The following is a 19981-nucleotide window of genomic DNA, read 5'->3' as shown; positions in this document are numbered from 1 at the left end:
CGGGCTTCGCCGGCGCCTCGGTGCGTCAGGCCTGCGGCCAACCGCGCAGGAAGGCGTTGGCCGCCTCCTGCAGCTCGTCGCGGCAGACACCGCTCGCGGCCTGCACGGCGATGCCGAAGGCGAACGTAGTGAGGCAGCGCGCCAGCACGTCCGGATCCGTCCGGGGCGGCAGGTCGCCCTCGTCGACGGCCCGCCGGAAGCGGTCCCGGATCGACGTGTGGCTGTCGTTTCGCCAGGCGGCCAGCAGGTCGCGGACCTCGCGCCCGCCGTCGCTCGCCGTCAGGGCGCCCTGCACGCCCAGGCACCCCTGCGGGTGGGAGGGGCGCGTGGTGGCGCGGATGGTGCCGGTCAGGACGCCGGTCGCGACGTCGAGCGCCGTCTGCTCCTCCAGGGCCCGGGTGAAGTAGGCGCTCGGGCCCTCGCTGTAGCGCTCCAGGACCTTGCGGAACAGCTCCTCCTTGTTGCCGAAGGCCGCGTACATGCTGGTGGTGGAGATGCCCATGGCGCGGGTGAGGCAGGTCAGGCTGGCGCCCTCGTAGCCGTGCTCCCAGAAGACCACCATGGCCCGCTCGAGAGCCTGGTCCGTGTCGAATCCCCGCGGACGGCCGACGGGGCAGCTCTGTTTCGTCTCCACGACCCCAGCCTACCGCTTCCGCATCGATCACTTCAGAAGTGCTACGGTTCAATTTCCGCATCGATCGATGCGGAAGTCGGCCCTGCGAGGGGAAAGCCCATGACCGTCACACTCATCACCGGAGCCAACAAGGGCCTCGGCTTCGAGACAGCCAAGCAGCTCCTGGCCCTGGGGCACGTCGTCTACGCCGGCGCGCGCGACGCCGAACGGGGGGAGAAGGCCGCAGCGGAGCTCGGGGCGCGGTTCGTGCACCTGGACGTGACCGACGACGCCTCGGTGAGCGGCGCGCTGGCGGCGATCGACGCGGCCGAGGGCCGGCTCGACGTGCTGGTGCACAACGCGGGCATCCTGCCGAGCGGAACCCCCGACGGTCCCACCGCCCTGCGGGCGTTCGACACCAACGCGGTGGGCGTCGTACGCGTCACCGAAGCGGCACTGCCGCTGCTGCGCAGGTCGTCCAACCCCACCGTGGTCACTGTCTCCAGCAGCGCGGGATCCTTCTGGGCGGTGAACAACCCGGACCGGCCGGAGTACCACCTGCCGACCACGCTCTACTCAGCTTCCAAGGCAGCGGCCACCATGCTGACGGTGCAGTACGCCAAGTCCGAGCCGGGGATCAGGTTCAACGCGGTCGAGCCCGGCTTCACCGCCACCGACATGACGGCGGGATTCGAGGGCGGGCGGACGCCGCAGGAGAGCGCCCGGACCATCGTGCGGCTCGCGACCCTCGGCCCGGACGGCCCGACGGGTACCCTCCAGGACGAGAACGGGGAGCTGGCCTGGTAGACGCCCCTCGGCGGCGGCCCCGGCAAATGCGATTGCGCGGCACGACGCGGCTGGCTTGGCTGAGCGCATGACCGAACTGCGTACCGATCGCCTCGTCCTCCGCCACTGGCGCGACTCCGACCTCGCGCCGTGGGCGGCGATGAACGCGGATCCCGAGGTGCGAGAGCACCTGGGCGACCCGCTCACCCGTGAACAGAGCGACGCCTCCGTCGCCGCCTTCCGGGCCGACTTCGAGCGGCGGGGCTACGGGTGGTGGGCCGTCGAGGTCCGGGACACGGGCGAGTTCATCGGTTTCGCGGGGCTGGACGAAGTGGACGACGGGCTGCCGTTCACCGGCGTGGAGATCGGCTGGCGGCTCGCCCGGTCGGCCTGGGGCCGGGGTTACGCCACGGAGGCCGCACGGGCGGTACTGGTCCACGGCTTCGACACCCTGGCGCTCCCCGAGATCCTCGCTGTGACCACGGCCGCCAACGTCCGCTCCCAGGCGGTGATGCGCAGGATCGGCATGACCCGGGACGCGGCCGACGACTTCGACGACCCGGAGGCGCCCGAGGGCCCTCTGCGTCCGAACGTGCTGTTCCGCATCGCTCGCGACGGCTGAGGAACCCCCCCGGTCCTCCGGCTCACGTGTCCTCGTAACGGGCGACGATCGCGGCGGCGCGGTCCCGCAGGGCGGTCCGCAAGGACCGCGGGGCGAGGGCCTCCGCGTCCGTACCGAGCTGCCACAGCGCCCACTCGGCGTGCCGGGTGTCCTGGAACGTCACCTCCAGCCGCAGCCGGCCGTCCGCGTCGGGTTCTTCCGCGCGCACGGCCAGCGCGGTGTCCAGCAGTTCCTCGCGCCGCGACGGGCTCACCCGTACCGGCACGGTGACGTGGTCGCCGCTGGAGAGGAACCGCGCGGAGCGTTCCCGCCAGATCCGGTCCAGATCGACCCGGTCCGGCCGCTCCGCGGTTTCGGCGAGTTCCTCGGCGGCCTGCATCCGCGACAGCCGGTAGGTGCGGTCCGCGCCCGATCTCGTGGCCAGCAGATAGCCCTGGCCGCGCACGGTGACCAGGCCGATCGGGTCCACCGTGCGCCACTTCGGGCTCTGGTCCACCGCCGCGTAGTGGATACGCAGCTTGTGTCCGGCGAGCACCGCGCGCCGGACCTCGGTCATCGTGGTGCCGGACACCCGCTCGGTCGGCAGCCGGCGGGAGAGCAGGTCGGTCTCCGGGTCGACGAGGAACCTCTGTGCCGCGTCGCTCGCGGTGGTCCGGTGGTTCTCGGGCAGCGAGTCGACCACCTTGCGCAGGGCCGAAGCGAGCGCCGGACCGAGGCCGAACACCGGCTCGCCGCGGCTCGATCCGGTGGTCAGCAGGGCGAGGGTCTCGTCGTGATTGAGGCCGGTGAGCTCGGTCCGGAAGCCGGGCGCCAGCGCGAAACCGCCATGACGGCCGCGTTCGGCGTAGACCGGGACGCCGGCCGTGGACAGCGCCTCGATGTCGCGCAGCACGGTGCGGGTGGACACCTCCAGCTCGCGAGCGAGCGTGTCCGCCGTCAACCGACCGCGCTGACGCAGCAGGAGCACCAGTGAGACCAACCGGTCGGCGCGCACGCGGGAACTCTATCCGAATACATGACCATCGGTGTCGTGATTCGCTGGCACGCTGGCCGGCACGACGTCGAAGCCGGCGACAGCCCGGCCGACGGTCTCCGTACCCCCGATGAACCGAATGGAGCTGACGTGACAGTGGAACGCACCGCGGTCAACCCGGTGACCTGGTCGAAGGAACTGGGATTCCACCAGGGGGAGGTCGTCTCCGGGCACACCCGGACCCTGTACATCTCGGGCCAGACCGCGATGAACGGCGACGGCGAGCCCCAGCACGACGGCGACATGGCCGCGCAGTTGGCGCTGAGCGTCGACAACCTGGAGGGGGTGCTCGGCGAGGCGGGCATGTCCCTCGCGAACCTGGTCCGGCTCAACGTCTACACGACCGACGTCGATCTCCTGCTCCCGCACTACGGCGTGCTGGCAGCGCGGTTGGGCGCCGCAGGGGTGGCGCCCGCCTCCACGATGCTGGGGGTCTCCCGGCTGGCGGTCCCCGGCCAGCTGGTCGAACTGGAGGGAACCGCCGTCGCGTGACGTGACCTCGCCGCGCGCGCCCCTGCCGGCCGCGCCGGACGCCGGACTCAGGTGGAGAAGCGCTCCGGAGCCAGCGTGGTCAGCAGGGAGCGGATCACCAGGTCCGTCGAGGCGGCCATCTCGACGGAGTCGGGGTCGAGCAGCCACTGGACCTGGAGTCCGTCCATGACGGCGATGATCGCGTTCGCCGCGTCGTGCACACGGGCCGCGTCCGACTCCGCCAGGCCGCAGGCCTCGGTCAGCGCGTCGGTGACGAAGGCGCGCAGTCCGGTGTAGCGGTCGCGGAAGTAGGCCTGCGCGGGGTGCTGTTCGGTGACGGACTCCGCGGAGAGGACCGCGTAGAGCCGGACGAGACCCTCCCTTTCGGCGTTGCGCAGGGCGGTGTCGACGAGGTGGCGCAGAAAGGCGAGGCCGTGTGGGCGCTCGGGGCCCAGTTGCTCGATGTCTCCCTGGTCGCGCCGTTCGAGGACGCTGGTGAGCAGCAGCGCCTTGGAGCGGAAGTAGTGCAGGACGCCGGCCTGGGTCAGTCCGGCGCGGTCCGCGATCTCCGCCAGGGAGGCGTTGTTGTAGCCGCGGGCGGCGAAGGTGTCGGTGGCGATTTCCAGGATGTCCTGCTGGCGCCGCCGGGCCTCGGGGCTGCGTGGTGTGCGGGGCCCGCTCTTGGGTCTGCGCGTGGGCCTGCCCACTGATTGGTCGCTCACGTGCGACAGCCTACGTTCCGTCGGGCGGCCCGATCGGTGGTCTTCGATCGGGTCGCGCGAGTGTGATGCACACCACTTACTAAGTACTTAGTAGGTGTGCTTTCATGGCGCCGTCGTTCAGCTGAGGCTCCGCTCTCCGCGCCGGGTGCCGACCGGCTGGGCCGCTTCTCCGCACCGCCGTTCCGGGCCGCCGGTACGCCCCGCTCCCCACCGAAGCGAAGGAGATCCGCACCGTGTCGACCAGTACGAGAACCCGCCTTCCGAGACCCCGGTCCCGCTCCCGTGCCTTGGCCGCCCTCGCCCTGGCCCTCGCCGGTCTCGGGACGGGCCTCACAGGGTCCGGCACCGCGCAGGCCGCCGACCCCGTCGCCCAGGTGTGGGTCACCACACCGGACGGCGCCAAGAGGCTCGCGGCCGAGGGAAGCGTCCCCTTCACCGGCACGCCCCAGTCCGTCGACATCCGCGTCGACGCCGGCAGCAGGGGCCAGCGGTTCACGGGCGCGGGCGCGTCCGTCACGGGCGCCTCCGCCCGCCTGATCCAGAGCCTCCCGCAGGACAGGCGCGGTGAGTTGATGCGGTCGCTGTTCTCCACCGCCGGTGACGGCATCGGACTGAACTACCTGCGCCAGCCGCTGGGCAGCACCGACTTCGACGCGACGAACAGCCCCTACTCCTACGAGGACACCCCCGGCAGCTTCTCCGTCGACCGGGACCGGGCCGAGATCATCCCCGTCCTCAAGCAGGCCACGGCCGTGAACCCGCAGATCCGCTTCATGGGTTCGCCCTGGTCCCCGCCCGCGTGGATGAAGAGCGGCAACTCCCTCAACGGCGGCAGCCTCAAGCCGGAGAACTACCCGGCGTACGCCGACTACCTGGTCAAGGCGATCAGGGCGTACCAGCAGGAGGGGATCGCACTCACCGACCTCACGGTGCAGAACGAGCCCGAGTTCGCCACCAGTTACCCCTCGATGTCGATGACGTCGGCACAGCAGGCCGACTTCCTCAAGGTCCTCGACCCGAAACTCACGGCGGCCGGGCTGCCGACCAACATCCTGGCCTACGACCACAACTGGGACCACCCGAACTATCCGCTCGACGTGTTCTCCCGCACGGCGGGCATCAACCGCGTCATCGGCGCCGCCTTCCACTGCTACGGCGGACAGGTCTCCGCGCAGCAGCAGGTCGTCGACGCCGGCAAGCGCGTCTTCTTCACCGAGTGCTCCGGCACCGACAGCTCCGACACGAGCAGGACGTTCGCCGACACCCTGCGCTGGCACGCCGAGAACCTCGTCGTCCAGAACTTCCGCCACGGCGGCGAGACGGTGCTCACCTGGAACCTCGCCCTGGACCGGAACGGCGGCCCCCACCAGGGCCACTGCACCAACCGGTGCAACGGCGTGGTCGAGATCGCGGGCGGCAACGTGACCCGCAACGCCGAGTACTACGTGCTCGGTCACGTGAGCAAGTTCGTCGCACCCGGAGCCACCCGCATCGGTTCCGGCAGCCAGGGCGCGGGCGGCGTGCAGAACGTCGCCTTCCAGAACCCCGACGGCTCCCGCGTCGCCTACGTCGTCAACACAGCCTCGTCGTCCCAGCGCTTCTCCCTCACCGACGGCGGGAAATCGCTGGCCTACACCCTGCCGGCCGGAGCCGTCGCCACCTTCGTGTGGAGCGGCACCGGCGGCGAGCCGACCGGTCCGATCGACCCCGCCTCCTGGTACCGCGTCGTGAACGCCGGCAGCGGAGCGTGCCTCGACGCCGCCGACTGGGGGACCGCCAACGGCACCGCCGTGCAGCAGTGGGCCTGCGGCGGAGGCGCCAACCAGTCCTGGCAGTTCCGTCCCACCGGAGACGGGTACTACCAGGCCGTCAACCGCCACAACGGCAAGGCGTGGGACGTGGACGGCGGCTCCGGCGCCACCGCGGACGGCACCCGCGTCCACCTGTGGGACTACGTGGGCTCCACCAACCAGCAGTGGCGCCCCGAACCCGTCGGCCCCGCGAACCGGTACCGCTTCGTCGCCCGCCACAGCGCCAAGTGCCTGACCGTCGACAACGCCTCCACCGCCAACGGAGCCCGCCTCTCCCAGCAGCCCTGCTCCCAGTCGACCGCCCAGGCCTTCACGCTGACCGGCTGACCTGCGCGACCGCGCGGCCGGCGGACAGGCCCCGGGTATCCGGGCCTGCCGCCGGCCGTGTGGTGTTGCCCTCCACGGGTAACTAAGGCTAGCCTCGCCTAAGTTCAGCTGAAGGAGGAGTCGTGACCAACCCGTTCGACGACGAGAACGGCGTGTACCTGGTACTCGTCAACGACGAAGGGCAGCACTCCCTCTGGCCCTCCTTCGTGGAGGTGCCGGCCGGTTGGACCGTCGTCCACGGCGAGGACACCCGCGCAGCGTGCCTCGCCTACGTGGAGAAGCACTGGACCGATCTCCGGCCCAAGAGCCTGATCGAGAGCATGGCCTCCGAAACGCCGGTGGGGTAGCGCGCATGCTGCCGCCTGGAGTACGCGGTGGCATGACTCGGTGATCGGCAGGGCAGTCGACACCTGTCCGTGTCAGCCGCCCCAGGGGGAACCTCGTGACGACAGCCGGAAGCGACGCCGCCGCCTCGCCGGGAGGAGCGGACGACACCCCCCTGAAGCGGGCCATCGGCCCCAAGCTGCTGATCCTCTTCGTCATCGGCGACATCCTCGGCACCGGCATCTACGCCACCACCGGCCAGGTCGCGGGCAAGGTCGGCGGCGCGCTGTGGCTGCCGTTCGTCATCGGATTCGTGGTGGCCATCCTGACGGCGGCCTCGTACGTCGAGCTGGTCGGCAAGTACCCGAAGGCGGCCGGGGCCGCGCTGTACACGCAGAAGGCGTTCCAGGTCCCGTTCCTCACCTTCATCGTCGCCTTCATGGTGATGTGCTCGGGCCTGTCCTCGGCCAGCGCGGCGGCCCGCGCCTTCAGCGGCGACTACCTCTCCGAGTTCACGGACTTCTTCCCGCCCACGCTCATCGCGATCCTGTTCATCCTCGCCCTCGCCGCCCTCAACCTGCGCGGCGTCTCCGAGTCGGTGAAGACCAACGTCGTCCTCACCCTGGTCGAACTGACCGGCCTCTTCGTGATCCTCGCCGTCGGCGCCTGGGCGGTCCTCACCGGGGACGGCGAACCCTCCCGGCTCGGCGAGTTCCAGGCCGGGGGCTCCGGCTACGCGCTGGTCACCAGCGTGCTCGGCGCGACGGCGCTGGGCTTCTTCGCCTTCGTCGGCTTCGAGGACTCCGTCAACATGGCCGAGGAGACCGTGGACCCCGCGCGCACCTTCCCGCGCGCCATCTTCATCGGCGTCACCGTCACCGGCACCATCTACGTCCTGGTCGCCCTGATCTCCTCGCTCCTCGTCGACTACCGCGTGCTGGAGGACTCCAGCGGACCGCTGCTGGAGGTCGTCAAGGCCGGCGGACTCGACTTCCCGCCGAAGCTGTTCGCGCTGATCGCCCTGTTCGCGGTCACCAACTCGGCGCTGATCAACATCATGATGGCGTCCCGCCTCTGCTACGGCATGGCGAACGAACGCATCCTGCCCCGCGCCCTCGGCCGCGTCCTGCCCCGGCGGCGCACACCGGTCGTCGGCATCGTCTTCGTCTCGCTGCTCGCCATCGGCCTGGTCTCCACCGGCGAGATCGCGGGCCTCGGCGACACCACGGCCTTCCTGCTGCTGTGCGTCTTCGCGGTCGTCAACGTCGCCGTCCTGGTCCTGCGCCGCGACCCGGTGGAGCACAAGCACTTCCGCACGCCCACCGTCCTGCCGGTGCTCGGCGCGATCGCCTCGCTGGCCCTGGCCAGCCCGCTCGCCGACCGGCCCGCGGACGTGTACATCCGGGCGGGCGTGCTGGTGGCCATCGGCATCGGGCTGTGGGCGCTGAACAAGACGGTGATGAAGGCCCGGGGCGAGGAGTGAGCCGCCGCCCCGGGCCGCCCGGAGGTCCGGGGCTCAGCGGGCGACGCGGGGGATGCGCCGCTCCCAGGTGCGGTGGAAGACGACCTCGTCGCCCTCCCGGCACACCACCTCGTTGGACGTGACGAAGTCGCCCGCGTCGCACGTGATCTCCGAGCGGGTCTCCACCCGCGCGTCCCAGCCCAGCTCCGGCCGGTGCAGCCGCACGGTCCACTGAGACCGCGCCCGCGCCGACAGCGGGTCGTCCTCCCGGACGGTGTAGGTCTCCAGGGCGTCCTCGGCGAACTCGAGACCGTCCGGGTACACGCGCGTACCGCCGTAGCGGGGATCGACCTCCAGCCGCCACTCGCCCTTGGCCACGTCCCGCACGACCAGCCGCTCCGGGCGCTCCTCCTCCAGCGTCGCCGGTGACACCACCTGCAAGGGCTCGGACTGCTCGGGGGCCTCGAAGCGGATGCCGGTGTCCTCCGGGTGCTCCCCGGGGTCCCGCACGGGGAGTTCGAGCGCCGAGCCGGCCGGCTCCAGGACGAAGCCGTCGGAGCCGGCCTGCGGCCAGATCCACGGCCAGTACGCCGAGGAGACGGCGAGCCGGATGCGGTGTCCGGCGGGGAAGGTGTGACCGATGCCGTTGAGCGCGAAGGTCACCGTCTCCGTGGCCCCCGGCGTCCAGGGCACGTTGCGGTCCCGGCCCTCGCGCGCCGCGAGGTTGAGCGCGCCGCGGGTCACCAGGGTCGACGACCCGTCCGGCGCGACGTCGCAGAGCCGGGCGACGGCCTGCCCGTACGGCACGTCCATCCGCAGGCGCAGGGTGACCTCGGGGCGCCCGAGGATCTCGACGGGGGCGTCGGTGACGGGGAACTCGAAGCACACCGAGCGGCCGTCCTCCTCCCGCTGGTCGGGCGGCAGGTCTGCGTCGTTGCCGAAGGGGAAGAACCGCCCGGCGTCCACGCCGGTGTGCTGGGGGGACCGTACGACGACCGGACCGCCGCCGAGGGCATGGGTGGTGGGGGTGACGTACGGGGACGGCCAGGCCGGATCGCCGGCCCAGCGGCCCGGCAGCTCGGGGTAGACGGTGGCCGGCCGGTGCGACTCGCTGATCCAGGAGCGCAGCCGGGGCTCGTCCATGACGCCGGTGTCCTCGCCCTTCAGGTGCTGGTCCCACCAGCGCAGCGTCTCCTGGAGGAAGCCGATCGGCGGGCCCGGCGGCAGACCGCGGTCCGGGTACTGGTGCGACCACGGGCCGATCAGCCCCCGCACCCGGTCCTCGGGCAGGTGCTCGACGAGCCGGAGCACGGTGTCGCGGTACGGGTCGTGCCAGCCGCCGACGGCGAGGACGGCGGCGTCGATCGCGGAGTAGTCCTCGCAGACGCTGCCGTGCTTCCAGTAGTCGTCGCGCAGCTGGTGGGCCAGCCACGTGTGGATGAACGGGTCGACGGCCTCCAGCCGCCGCAGCCACATCTCCCGCCACTGCTCGCCCGCGTACTCCGGGTCCGGCGGGCGGCAGACGAAGGCGAGCATCGTGGCGGCCCAGGCGTGCATGTCGACGCCGAGGACGGAGCCGCCCATGTAGTGCACGTCGTTGTCGTACCGGTCGTCCGCCGAGCAGACGGTGACGACGGCCTTCAGCGGCTCGGGGGCGAGCGCGGCGATCTGGAGCGCGTTGAAGCCGCCCCAGGAGATCCCGAACATGCCCACCTTGCCGCTGCACCAGGGCTGCGCGGCCAGCCACTCGACGACCGCCACGCCGTCGGCCAGCTCCGTGGCGTCGTACTCGTCGCCGGGCAGGCCCTCGCTGTTGCCGTGCCCGCGCACGTCGACGCGCACGGAGGCGTAGCCGTGGCCGGCGTACCAGGGGTGGCGCTGGCTGTCGCGGGGCGCCGTCCAGTCGCTGAGGCGGTACGGCAGGTACTCCAGCAGGGCCGGGACCGGCTCCTCGGTGACCGGCCGCCAGACCCGCGCGTAGAGCCGGGTGCCGTCCGGCAGCGGGATGCGGATGTCTTCGTGGGTCGTCTCGTGGGGGAAGTCCGTGCGGATGCGCATGGGGCGGTACCTTCCGGCGTGCCGGTGCTCAGTGGACGGGGTGCATGGTGCGCCGCAGCCACGGCGCGAGGGCGACGACGACCAGGCCGAGGACGACCGCGATGCCGCCGTTGACGCCGAAGTACACGGGGTGGGACACGTCGTCGTAGATCTTCACGACCTGGGCCTGGATCCCGTTGGCGAGGGCCAGCGACAGGAACCACAGGGCCATGGTCTGGCTGGAGAACGCCTTCGGCGCCAGCTTGCTGCTGGCCGAGAGGCCCGAGGTCTCCAGGAGGACGTCGCCGAGGCCGAGCAGCAGGTAGGAGCCGACGATCCACCAGGCGGCCATCCGGTAGTCGGTGCCCTCGTGGCCCGCGGTCGGCACCACCATGAGCAGGAACGACAGGCCGCCGAGGATCACCCCGATCGCGATCTTGTTGGAGGCGTGCGGCTGGCGGCGGCCCATCCGCACCCAGACGGCGGCGACCACGGGGGCCAGCGCCACCTCGAAGGCACCCAGTGCGGAGGCGTACCAGCTGGAGGGGAAGTCGAAGCCGAGGATGTTGGTGTTGGCGTTCGTCGACGCGAGCAGCATCATCGTCGAGTACGCCTGGAAGAGGATGAAGTTGAAGACCACCGAGGCCAGGAAGAGCACGATGTAGGGCCGCAGCCGGCCGCGCTCCTCGGCGGTGACCCGGGGGCTGGTGAACATGACCCAGAAGTAGACGGCCGGCGCGACCACCGAGGCGAGGGTGAGCACGTCGACGAAGCGGTCCATGGTCAGCCAGCCCACGCCCGCGAGCAGCCCGCACAGCGCGGCGAAGGCCACGGTCCCGCCCACCATCAGCCACACGGCCCGCCGCATGGCCGCCGGGGCCAGAGCGAACTCGGCGGCGTGCTTGCGCCCGGCCAGGTGCCGCCGCCCCGCGACGTACTGGATCAGCCCCAGGGTCATGCCGAAGGCGGCCGCCGAGAAGCCCCAGTGCCAGCCCTGATGCTCGCCGAGCCAGCCGGTGATCAGCGGACCGGCGAAGGCGCCGATGTTGATGCCCATGTAGTACAGGGCGAAGCCGGCGTCGCGGCGGTCGTCGTCGGTGCGGTAGAGCTTGCCGACCATGGCGGCCACGTTGGGCTTGAGCAGACCGGTGCCCAGACTGATGAGGCCGAGGCCGACCCAGGTCATGGTGGCGGTGGGCACGGCCATGGAGTAGTGGCCGAGGGCGATGAGGACGCCGCCCCACAGCACCGCCCGGTAGGAGCCGAGGATGCGGTCGGCGAGCCAGCCGCCGCCGACGGAGACCAGGTAGACGAGGGTGCCGTAGGCGGCCGACACCGACGCGGCGGTGCCCGCGTCCATGCCCAGGCCCTCGTTCGCCACCGAGTCGGCGAAGTACAGCACGAGGATCGCCTGCATGCCCAGGAACGAGAAACGCTCCCAGACCTCCAGGCCCGACAGGGTGAGCAGACCCTTCGGCTGTCCGAAGAAGGTACGGTCGTCCCCCGTGGGCGGCTGTTCGTCGTCGGCCGTCACGGGCTGGGCACGGTCTGTCATGGGTCCTGTCGCCGGTCGGGGATGGGGGCTGGGACCGCCGCACGGCGAACCGGCCGGAAGTCCCACGTTGCTGGTCAGGAGATCAGGGATCACCCCTGGTTCGCAACTGCATACGCCCAGGCCGAGGGCGTACGCAGGGGTGCGGAGGCTAGTGGAGCGCCATGTTCTTGGTCTCCGGGGCCCAGACGACCGACGCGGCCAGCCCCGCGGCCAGGACCAGGGTCAGCACCAGCATGGTGGGGGAGAAGCCGAGGTGGTCCAGGCTCAGCGGGAGCAGGAACGTACCGATGGCCGAACCCACCCGGCTGAGCCCGTTGAGCAGGCCCACGCCGGAGCTGCGCAGGTCGGTGGGGAAGAGTTCGGCCGGGTAGACCTGGTCCAGGTTGACCGCGGCCGACATCGTGAAGGTGAAGACCAGGAACAGCGGGAAGAGCACCGCGGTGGGGGCGTCCGGCCAGATCGCCATCGGCGCGAGCGAGGCGATGAGGACGACGAAGGACCAGATGGTCAGGGAGCGGCGGGAGGCCTTGGCCACGAACCAGAGCCCCGCGACGCTGCCTGCCAGCAGGAACACGTTCAGCCAGCCGTCGCTGGTGGTGTCCTCCTCGCCGACCCCCATCTTCAGCAGGACCAGCGGCAGGAAGGTGTAGATCGCGAAGTACGGCACCACCTGGGCGTTGTAGAAGACAGCGCCGAAGGCGGTGTGCCGCCAGTGGTCACGGCCGAACAGGTCCCGGTAGCGCGCCTTCGCCGCACCGCCCGCGGCCTGGGTGGTCCGCACCAGCGAGGCGAACGCCTCCGTGTCACCGCCGAGCCGGTGGACGACCGCGCGGGCCTGCTCGACCCGGCCCTTGGCCAGCAGCCACCGCGGCGACTCGGGCACGCCGATGCGGAGCAGCACCACGGCCACCGCCGGCACACAGCTGGAGGCGAGCAGCCAGCGCCAGGCGTCGTCGCCCAGCGAGACCACGTAGTTGCCCAGGAAGAAGGCGATGACGTAGCCCACCGTCCACAGGACGGTCAGCGAGGCGAGCAGCCCTCCGCGGTACCTGCGGGGCACGAACTCGGCGACGAGCGTCGGCCCCAGCGCGTAGTCCGCGCCGATCCCGATGCCGATGAGCAGCCGCAGCACGAACAGCTGGGCCGGTCCGGTCACGAAGAACTCGGCCGCGGACGCCACGGCTATCAGCACGAAGTTCCACGTGTACAGCCGCTGGCGGCCGATCCGGTCGGCGGCCCAGCCGACGATCACGCTGCCGAGGAAGATGCCGATCAGGGCCGACGCGCCCAGCAGACCCTCCCAGACCGTGCCGAAGCCCAGCTGCGAGGCGATCAGCGGCAGGGCGATGCTGATGATGCCCAGCTCGTAGCCGTCGGAGGCGTTGGCGCAGAACGTCAGGGACGTGATGCGCAGGTGGAACCGGTTGAGGGGGGCGTCGTCGAACGCGGTGGCCGCCGCCTCGCCTCCGACGGGGACGGCCGAGTCACTCCCGGAGGAAGAGGTCGTGCTCTGCGGCATAGTCTTCGAAACCTTCCAGTCGTTGCCGGGCGAGGGCGCCGGCCGCGTCGGCCATCGCCTCCACCAGTGCCACGGACAGCGAGACCACCGCGGCGTGGGAGTCGAACACGAACTCGGAGGCGACACCCGCGCTCAGCACGTCGTCGGCGAGGGGGGTGAGCGCCGAGACGAGCCGGTCCGTGATCAGAAGAGTGTGCAGGCCCAGCTCCCGGGCCTGGTCGAGAGCAGCCGCGCTCTCCCGCGGGTAGCGGGGGAGCGCGACCAGGACGAGGGTGCGGGCACCGCTCCGGTGGGCGTGCCGCAGCTGGTCCCCGAACACGCTGCCGGAGTCGGTCAGCAGCCGGACGTCCGGGTGGATCTTGGTGGCCAGGTAGGCGAAGGACGCCGCCTGTGCCGCCGACACGCGGTAGCCCGCGACGACCAGCGGCGTCGATTCCATCAGCCGCGCGGCGAGCGCGCGCAGCCGGGTGTCGTCCGACAGCTCGGCGCGCAGGGCGGCGATGTTGCGCAGGTCCGCGTCGATGGCGGCCTGGAACTTGTTGCCCTCGCGCCGCACCTCGGGCACGGCCGTCGCCGTGCGGAGGTAGCGGCGGAACTCCCCGTACCCGTCGAAGCCCAGCAGCGCGACGAACCGGGTCACGGACGGCTGGCTGACCTGGGCGCGCTCGGCGAGCTCGGCGCTGGTGAGCGCGGCGGCGTCGACCGGGCGCTCGGCGAGGTAACTGGCGATGCGGCGCTGCGCCGGTGTGAGCCGGTGGGCAGTGAGCAACTCGTGCAGCGACCGGGGCACCGGGATCTCCTTCTTGCCAGTCCGACGAATCAAGAGTTACATGCTATTCGCAGGAATGAATGAAGACTTGTCAAGAGGAGGGGTGATGATCGATACCAGCCGGATCGAGATCAGCGGCGCCGGGCTCCGCTGCACCGACGTGGTCCGCGCGGCCCGGCGCAGCGCGTGGACGGAGCTGACCCCCGACGCCCTGACCAGGGCCGAGCAGAGTTACGAACTGGCCGTCGAGCTGGGCGCCAAGGGAGCCGTCTACGGCAGGACCACCGGGGTCGGGGCCAACCGCCACATCGTCGTCGACCCGGGAGCGGCGGACCTGCACGGGCTGCGCCTGCTGCGCAGCCACGCCGGGGGTTCCGGGGAGCCCCTCTCCGACGACGCGGTGCGGGCCGTGATGGTGATCCGCCTCAACCAGCTCGCCGCCGCCGGCAGCGGCGTCCACCCCCGTCTGCTGCGGGCGCTGGAGCAGGCCCTGCGGGTCGGCGCGCTGCCCCTCGTGCACACCCGTGGCGCGATCGGCACCGGCGACCTGACGGCCCTGGCGGAGATCGCGCTGACGCTCGCCGGAGAGCTGCCCTGGGCGTCCGGCGGAATCGAACCGGTGCCGATCAGCCCGGGGGACGCGCTGGCGTTCATCTCCAGCAACGCCGCCACGCTCGGCGAGGCCGTCCTGGCCTGGCACGACCTGAACCGCCTGCTGGCCGCGAGCCACGTCGTGACCGCGCTGACCTTCCGCGCCCTGGGCGGCTCGGCCGAGGCCTACGACGAACGCGTCCACGCCGCCCGCCCCCACCCCGGCTCGGTGCGCTGCGCCGCGGACCTGCGCCGGCTGCTCACCGGCTCCGGCGACCCGGTTCCCGGGCGGCGGCTGCAGGACCCGTTCGGACTGCGGGCCTTCCCCCAGGTGCAGGGGGCGGCACTCGACGCGGCCGCCCGGGTGGGGGAGGTGCTGGAGGTCGACGTCAACGCCGCCGCGGAGAACCCGCTGATCGACGCGGAGACCCACCAGGCCTACCACCACGGCCAGTTCTCCACGGCCCAGTTGGCGCTCGCCTTCGACTACCTCCGAGCCGCGCTGCACCACATCGCCGAGTTGTCCGCCGCCCGGCTGAGCGACCTGGTGGAACCGGACCTGAGCGGACTACCGCCGTTCCTCGCGGACGGGCCCGCCGGCAGCTCGGGCATCATGATCCTCGAGTACGTGTCCCACGACGCGCTCGGCACCCTGCGGCACGCCGCCTCACCGGTGACGCTGGGCACCGCGGTGATCTCCCGGGGCCTGGAGGACCACGCCAGCTTCTCGACCCACGCGGTACGCAGCACGGTCACCGCGACGGCCGCGTACCGCACCGTCCTGGCCTGTGAACTGCTCGGCGCGGTACGCGCGTTGCGGATGGCGGATGCCGAACTGCCCGACACCCCGCTGCGCGAGGCGTACCGGCTGGCCACGTCCGCGCTGCCGCACATCGCCGAGGACCACCCCCTCAGCTCCGAGATCCGGCAGGCGGAGCGGCTCCTGGACCGCTTCGCGGCCCTGTGAGGTCCGCGCCCACCGTCACCTGATGCGGTGGGCCTCCCAGAAGGGGCCGAGGTCCTGGTCCGTCACGGCCTGGGCGGCCTTCTTGAAGCCGGCGGTGGTGGAGACGCCGTACCAGTGGTCCTGGGCGTACCGCTTGAGGAGCCGTGCCATGGAGCCGGCACCGAGGGTGCGCTCCAGGTCGGCCAGCGCGCAGGGCCCGGCCGTGTAGACGAGGTGGTAGGAACCCGGGTGCGTCGACCAGTAGTCCATCGAGGACGTCAACGCGGCGTCCTCGTCCGGCCAGTACACCTCGGCCCAGCAGTCCCGGGTCTCCCAGCCGTAGAACCGGGCGTTGGCGTACTGGGCGAAGCTCTCGTCCAGCCAGGGGGAGGCGTACTCGTCGTTGCCGACGACGCCGTACCACCACTGGTGCGCCAGCTCGTGGACGACGGCGCCGCCCTCCTCGGTCGTGCCGAGCAGGACGAGCCCCGGGTACTCCATGCCGCCGCCGAATCCGGGGGTCATCACCAGGTCGATCTCGCCGTACGGATACCGGCCGAACTCCTCGCCGAACCGGTCGATCGCCGCGAGGGCGTCCTCGCGGGTGAGGCGCACGCCGGCGGCGGGGGTGCCCTCGGCCCAGTACGACGTGACGCGCACGCCCCCCGGCGAGATGTCCGTGGCCGTCCGGAAGGGCCCGGCCGCCCAGGCGAAGTCGCGCACCCGGTCGGCGACGGCGAGGGTGACCGTCCGGCCGGGGTCGCCCGAGGGCACGGTCCGGGTGCGGCCGGTCGTCGGCACCTTCAGGCCCGACGGGTGGTCGAGACGCACCCGGAAGTCGCTCGCCAGGGCGTAGAAGCTCTCGCCGACGGCCACATAGGGGTCGAGGTGCCACCCCTCGGCGTCGTGCACGGCGAGCACGGGCAGGGCGTTGCCGAGGAAGCGGTGGGCGTCCTCGCGGCCGAAGCGGGCGTTGCGGCCGGGGACGGTGAGGGAGACGTCGAAGCCGAGCGAGGCACGCGCGCCGCGCACGAGGGGCTTCGGCAGGGTGACGCGCAGGGCCGTGCAGTCCACGGAGAGACCCGCGGCCGAACCGCCCCGCACGTCCGAGACCCTGACGGGCGACGGCGCACCGGCCCTGCCGCACCCGTCCTCGCCGTTGCCCCACAGGCGCAGGTACACCTCGCGCAGCGGTCGTTCGGACCCGTTTTGGAACGACACCCGCTGCCGCCCGGTCCAGTGACCGCCGTCGGCGTCGGCGCGCAGGTCCACGTCGTAGCGTGCCCGGTCCGGCGTCGCGGCATCTCCGGACATCCCCGTCCGGTCCGCCGCGCCGGCGCTCGTCCCGCCGGCACCCACCAGCGCGAACAGCACGAGGAACACGACGAGCACGGGCGGCACAGCGAACGGAGGACGACCGGACCTGTGCGACCACGCGGCTATCGGCGACATGGCAGCGAATGGTGCCACAACACGGCCGCATGGGAACCGGGTTGGCGCGCTTCGATCCCGCGCTGTCCGTTTCGACCGCCCGTGTCGGTGAGTGCGGCCCTTGCTCCCGCTTGGGGTTTGGATCTTGTGCCAAAGTCCCGGCGACCTGCGGTTCGGACCCTTCTCTGATGGCCGAACGCCCTCGATAGTGGCTCGCGGTGAAAGTTTGATTCCACATGATGGAATTGCATGGAAGGGAGTGTGCTCCGTGTCGAATGCCAGTCCGTCCCTGGCGCGTCGCCTCGGCCGTTTTCTGCGGGCGTCACTGTTCGTACAGGTGGCCTGTGCCCTGGTCGCCGGTGTCCTCGTCGGAGGCCTGTGGCCACAGGTGGGCAGCAGCGTCCAGCCGCTCGGTGACGGATTCATCCGGCTGATCAAGGCGATGATCGCCCCGCTGGTCTTCTGCGTGGTGGTCACCGGCATCGCCAAGGCCGGGGATCTCAAGGCCTTCGGCCGCATCGGGCTGAAGGCGCTCATCTGGTTCGAGGTCGCCACCACGGTCGCCCTCGCGGTCGGACTGGTGGCCGGGAACCTCGTACGCCCCGGCAGCGGAATGAACGTCGACCCGGGATCGCTGGACGCCTCGGCCGTCGACGCCGAGACCGGCGGCGGTGAACTGCCGTCCACCAGCGAGTTCCTGCTGCACTCCCTGCCGGACAGCGCCGTCGGCGCCTTCGCCGAGAACTCCCTCCTCCAGGTACTCGTCCTCGCCTGCCTCGCCGGCGCCGCCGTGCTGCACCTGGGCCACACCAAGGTGCCCGCCATCCTCCCGGCGGTGGAGCAGGCGCAGGAAGTCGTCTTCGCGATCGTCGGCTTCGTCATGAAACTCGCCCCGCTGGCCGTTTTCGGCGCCACCGCGCACCTCGTCGGGGAGTACGGCCTGGGTGCCCTGTCCACCTACGGCAAGCTGATCGGCGTCTGCTACGCCGTCGCGCTGGTCTTCCTGCTTCTGCTGGGCTTCGCGCTCAAGCTGTTCACCGGCGTGAGCCTGTGGAAGTTCGTGCGCTACACCCGTGAGGAACTGCTGCTGGCCCTGGGCACCGCTTCCAGCGAGACGGTCATGCCCCGCATGATGCAGAAGCTCCGGCACGCGGGCTGCCGCGACGACGCCGTCGGCCTCGTGCTGCCCACCGGCTACTCCTTCAACCTCGACGGCGCGTCCATCTACCTCTCGATCGCGACCCTGTTCATCGCCCAGGCCGTCGGCGTCGACCTGACGCTCGGCCAGCAGGTCACCGTCGTCCTCGTCCTGATGCTCACCAGCAAGGGGATGGCGGGGGTGCCCGGTTCGGCCTTCCTCGCCCTGTCCGCGACGGCCTCGGCGCTCGGGGTCATCCCGGCGGGCGCCGTGGCCCTGCTCCTCGGGGTCGACCGCATCATGGACACGATGCGCGTGGCCACCAACCTGCTCGGCAACTGCGTCGCCGTGTTCGCCGTGTCCAAGTGGGAGGGTGCCCTGGACCGCACCCGCGCACGCGAAGTCCTCGACGGCGAGCACGAGTTCGTCGAGGAGCGGGACGCGGGCCCCGCCCGGCCCGCGGCGGTGACCGGCGAGGCTCCCGCCCCGGCCACCGTCGCGTCGGGCAAGGACACCCCGGTGCCTCCCGCGGCAGGCGGTGGTTCAGCCGGCTGAGCGGCCGGGGCGGCGAGTGAAGCGGCGCAGCCCCCGGCGGGTGGGCTTGAGGGGCCTGTCCTCGGGGGCGGCCGGAGACGGTGCCGCCGGCAGCGCCGCCGCCGTGGCGGGGGCCGGGCTCTCCACGTACCGGCTGCCCCGTTCGAGCCGGGTCCGGACCGCCTGGGCCATGGCGTGGTGGGACGGATCGTGCAGCAGGCCCTCCGCCGACAACCGCTCCCACATGCGGAGCAGTTCCTGCCCCCGGGTCGCGACCTGGCCCTCGTCCCACAGCCGCTGCCACGCCGCGGTGGCCCGGGCGACCTCGGGTGCGGCCCGGTTCAGGTCGGTGCGGCAGCGGATCCGCGCGACGGTCAGCGCGAGCACGGTGGAGATCATGTAGTCGCCCCGCAGGTAGGCGATGTACGCCTCTATCGCCCGTGCCTCCAGGGAGAGTTCGTCCTCCGCGCCCCGTCGCAGCGACAGGTGCTCGCGCAGCGCGCTGGCGAGGACGAACGCGGCGTGCAGCTCCTCGCGCTGCGTGTGCTGGATGATGCGCTCGACGCGGGCGAGCGGGGGGAACGCCTCCTCCTCCGCGGCGGTGCGCTCGCGGCCGGGCGGCAGGTCCTCCTCCTCGGCGATGGTCCGGCTGGAGCCGTCCGGGTAGACCCGCAGGCGCGCCACCTGCTGGGCGGGGCGGTCGATGACGGTCGCCGCCACCGGGGCCCCCAGGGTCCGGGCGAACATGGCGATGGCGTCGAGGATCGCCTCGTTGGCCGGACGCATGCCGCCCATCTCCAGCAGATGGCCGTTGACCACCGTCGACCCGTCCTCGGCGACGTACGCGTCGAGTCGGATCAGCGGCGGTGCGCTGAGGACGGGCAGGTTCCCCTTGTCACGGGGTGTCGGCGAGTGGGGCATACGCTCAGACTCCGGGTCGGACCACACCGAGGATGGGCATGGAGGCGGCGGGCGCGGTCGTGATCGAGCGTCCGGGCCGTGGGGCGTGGACCATCTGTCCGCCTCCGATGTACATGCCCACGTGCGTGGCGTCGTTGTAGTAGATGATCAGGTCACCGGGGCGCGCGGACGAGAGGCCGACCCGGGTCAGGCCCTGCCACTGCGCCTGCGAGGTACGCGGAATGGGGTGCCCGGCGGCCGCCCACGCGGCGGAGGTGAGTCCCGAGCAGTCGTACGACGAAGGGCCCACGGCTCCCCATACGTACGGTTTGCCGATCTGGGCCATCGCGAAGCCCACCGCTTTCCCGGCCGCCCCGCTCACGCTCGCCC

Annotated in this window: 18 protein-coding genes; 8 read left to right on the top strand and 10 right to left on the bottom strand. The window is 71.7% G+C overall.

Going from position 1 to position 19981, the window contains the following annotated elements; genetic code table 11:
* Positions 1-25: 25 nt before the first annotated feature.
* On the bottom strand, positions 26-634 hold the full coding sequence (locus tag DMH12_RS11040; protein WP_125491391.1) for a TetR/AcrR family transcriptional regulator: 609 nt from the start codon (positions 632-634) through the stop codon (positions 26-28).
* 99 nt (positions 635-733) lie between these two features.
* On the opposite strand from DMH12_RS11040, the gene DMH12_RS11035 reads away from it, so the two are divergent.
* Together DMH12_RS11035 and DMH12_RS11030 are read left to right on the top strand one after the other, a co-directional pair.
* A complete protein-coding gene (locus tag DMH12_RS11035) occupies positions 734-1420 on the top strand; it encodes an SDR family NAD(P)-dependent oxidoreductase (protein ID WP_125491390.1) in 687 nt (228 codons plus the stop codon).
* Between the two features lie 67 nt (positions 1421-1487).
* Positions 1488-2021, top strand: coding sequence for a GNAT family N-acetyltransferase (locus DMH12_RS11030; RefSeq protein ID WP_125491389.1), 534 nt, complete (start codon positions 1488-1490; stop codon positions 2019-2021).
* 22 nt (positions 2022-2043) lie between these two features.
* On the opposite strand, the gene DMH12_RS11025 is transcribed toward DMH12_RS11030, so the two are convergent.
* A complete protein-coding gene (locus DMH12_RS11025; protein WP_125491388.1) occupies positions 2044-3015 on the bottom strand; it encodes a YafY family protein in 972 nt (323 codons plus the stop codon).
* A 135-nt stretch (positions 3016-3150) separates the two neighbouring features.
* Here DMH12_RS11025 and DMH12_RS11020 point away from each other — a divergent pair, with 135 nt between their 5' ends.
* Positions 3151-3546, top strand: a complete 396-nt coding sequence (locus DMH12_RS11020; RefSeq protein WP_125491423.1) for a RidA family protein — start codon at positions 3151-3153, stop codon at positions 3544-3546.
* Between the two features lie 47 nt (positions 3547-3593).
* On the opposite strand, the gene DMH12_RS11015 is transcribed toward DMH12_RS11020, so the two are convergent.
* Positions 3594-4247 (bottom strand): TetR/AcrR family transcriptional regulator, encoded by a 654-nt coding sequence (locus DMH12_RS11015; RefSeq protein WP_125491387.1) that lies wholly within the window; start codon positions 4245-4247, stop codon positions 3594-3596.
* Positions 4248-4534: 287 nt separating this feature from the next.
* On the opposite strand from DMH12_RS11015, the gene DMH12_RS11010 reads away from it, so the two are divergent.
* The 3 genes from DMH12_RS11010 to DMH12_RS11000 all read left to right on the top strand — a co-directional run bounded on the left by DMH12_RS11010 (position 4535) and on the right by DMH12_RS11000 (position 8192).
* On the top strand, positions 4535-6385 hold the full coding sequence (locus tag DMH12_RS11010) for an RICIN domain-containing protein (protein ID WP_260474175.1): 1851 nt from the start codon (positions 4535-4537) through the stop codon (positions 6383-6385).
* A gap of 122 nt (positions 6386-6507) precedes the next feature.
* Positions 6508-6732, top strand: a complete 225-nt coding sequence (locus tag DMH12_RS11005; RefSeq protein ID WP_125491385.1) for an MbtH family protein — start codon at positions 6508-6510, stop codon at positions 6730-6732.
* Between the two features lie 95 nt (positions 6733-6827).
* Positions 6828-8192, top strand: coding sequence for an APC family permease (locus tag DMH12_RS11000; RefSeq protein WP_125491384.1), 1365 nt, complete (start codon positions 6828-6830; stop codon positions 8190-8192).
* Between the two features lie 33 nt (positions 8193-8225).
* On the opposite strand, the gene DMH12_RS10995 is transcribed toward DMH12_RS11000, so the two are convergent.
* From DMH12_RS10995 to DMH12_RS10980, 4 genes are all read right to left on the bottom strand, one after another.
* Positions 8226-10229 carry a CocE/NonD family hydrolase gene (locus tag DMH12_RS10995; protein WP_125491383.1) on the bottom strand — a complete coding sequence of 668 codons (2004 nt, stop codon included), beginning with the start codon at positions 10227-10229 and terminating at the stop codon, positions 8226-8228.
* A 28-nt stretch (positions 10230-10257) separates the two neighbouring features.
* The gene (locus DMH12_RS10990) at positions 10258-11763 is read right to left on the bottom strand and encodes a peptide MFS transporter (RefSeq protein WP_125491382.1); all 1506 of its coding nucleotides are present in this window, start codon (positions 11761-11763) and stop codon (positions 10258-10260) included.
* Positions 11764-11911: 148 nt separating this feature from the next.
* On the bottom strand, positions 11912-13282 hold the full coding sequence (locus DMH12_RS10985) for an MFS transporter (RefSeq protein WP_125491381.1): 1371 nt from the start codon (positions 13280-13282) through the stop codon (positions 11912-11914).
* Positions 13248-14105: a MurR/RpiR family transcriptional regulator gene (locus tag DMH12_RS10980; RefSeq protein WP_221763123.1), complete on the bottom strand. Its 858-nt coding sequence runs from the start codon at positions 14103-14105 to the stop codon at positions 13248-13250. The genes DMH12_RS10985 and DMH12_RS10980 overlap by 35 nt, the downstream gene beginning before the upstream one ends.
* A gap of 52 nt (positions 14106-14157) precedes the next feature.
* On the opposite strand from DMH12_RS10980, the gene DMH12_RS10975 reads away from it, so the two are divergent.
* Positions 14158-15609, top strand: a complete 1452-nt coding sequence (locus DMH12_RS10975) for an aromatic amino acid ammonia-lyase (protein WP_125491380.1) — start codon at positions 14158-14160, stop codon at positions 15607-15609.
* 15 nt (positions 15610-15624) lie between these two features.
* Here the strand turns inward: DMH12_RS10975 and DMH12_RS10970 are convergent, their stop codons facing one another.
* Complete coding sequence (locus DMH12_RS10970) at positions 15625-17040, bottom strand: M1 family metallopeptidase (protein ID WP_125491379.1); 1416 nt, start codon at positions 17038-17040, stop codon at positions 15625-15627.
* Between the two features lie 247 nt (positions 17041-17287).
* On the opposite strand from DMH12_RS10970, the gene DMH12_RS10965 reads away from it, so the two are divergent.
* Positions 17288-18712, top strand: a complete 1425-nt coding sequence (locus DMH12_RS10965; RefSeq protein ID WP_125491378.1) for a cation:dicarboxylate symporter family transporter — start codon at positions 17288-17290, stop codon at positions 18710-18712.
* Here DMH12_RS10965 and DMH12_RS10960 read toward each other — a convergent pair.
* The gene (locus DMH12_RS10960; RefSeq protein ID WP_125491377.1) at positions 18701-19612 is read right to left on the bottom strand and encodes a hypothetical protein; all 912 of its coding nucleotides are present in this window, start codon (positions 19610-19612) and stop codon (positions 18701-18703) included. The two genes, DMH12_RS10965 and DMH12_RS10960, sit on opposite strands and share 12 nt — an antisense overlap.
* Positions 19613-19616: 4 nt before the next feature.
* A partial coding sequence (locus tag DMH12_RS10955; RefSeq protein WP_185832247.1) for a C40 family peptidase occupies positions 19617-19981 on the bottom strand: 365 nt, incomplete at its 5' end.

Origin of the sequence: Streptomyces sp. WAC 04229, assembly GCF_003947455.1 — a bacterium.
Classification (GTDB): Bacteria; Actinomycetota; Actinomycetes; order Streptomycetales; family Streptomycetaceae; genus Streptomyces.
Note: the sequence above shows the minus strand (reverse complement) of the source record. Positions and strands in the feature narration are given on the sequence as shown.

Bases quoted from the DNA above. Each gene is read 5' to 3' on its own strand.
- DMH12_RS11035 (WP_125491390.1), top strand. From the start codon at position 734: ATGACCGTCACACTCATCACCGGAGCCAACAAGGGCCTCGGCTTCGAG.
- DMH12_RS11030 (WP_125491389.1), top strand. From the start codon at position 1,488: ATGACCGAACTGCGTACCGATCGCCTCGTCCTCCGCCACTGGCGCGAC.
- DMH12_RS10995 (WP_125491383.1), bottom strand. From the start codon at position 10,229: ATGCGCATCCGCACGGACTTCCCCCACGAGACGACCCACGAAGACATC.
- DMH12_RS10990 (WP_125491382.1), bottom strand. From the start codon at position 11,763: ATGACAGACCGTGCCCAGCCCGTGACGGCCGACGACGAACAGCCGCCC.
- DMH12_RS10985 (WP_125491381.1), bottom strand. From the start codon at position 13,282: ATGCCGCAGAGCACGACCTCTTCCTCCGGGAGTGACTCGGCCGTCCCC.
- DMH12_RS10975 (WP_125491380.1), top strand. From the start codon at position 14,158: ATGATCGATACCAGCCGGATCGAGATCAGCGGCGCCGGGCTCCGCTGC.
- DMH12_RS10970 (WP_125491379.1), bottom strand. From the start codon at position 17,040: ATGTCGCCGATAGCCGCGTGGTCGCACAGGTCCGGTCGTCCTCCGTTC.
- DMH12_RS10960 (WP_125491377.1), bottom strand. From the start codon at position 19,612: ATGCCCCACTCGCCGACACCCCGTGACAAGGGGAACCTGCCCGTCCTC.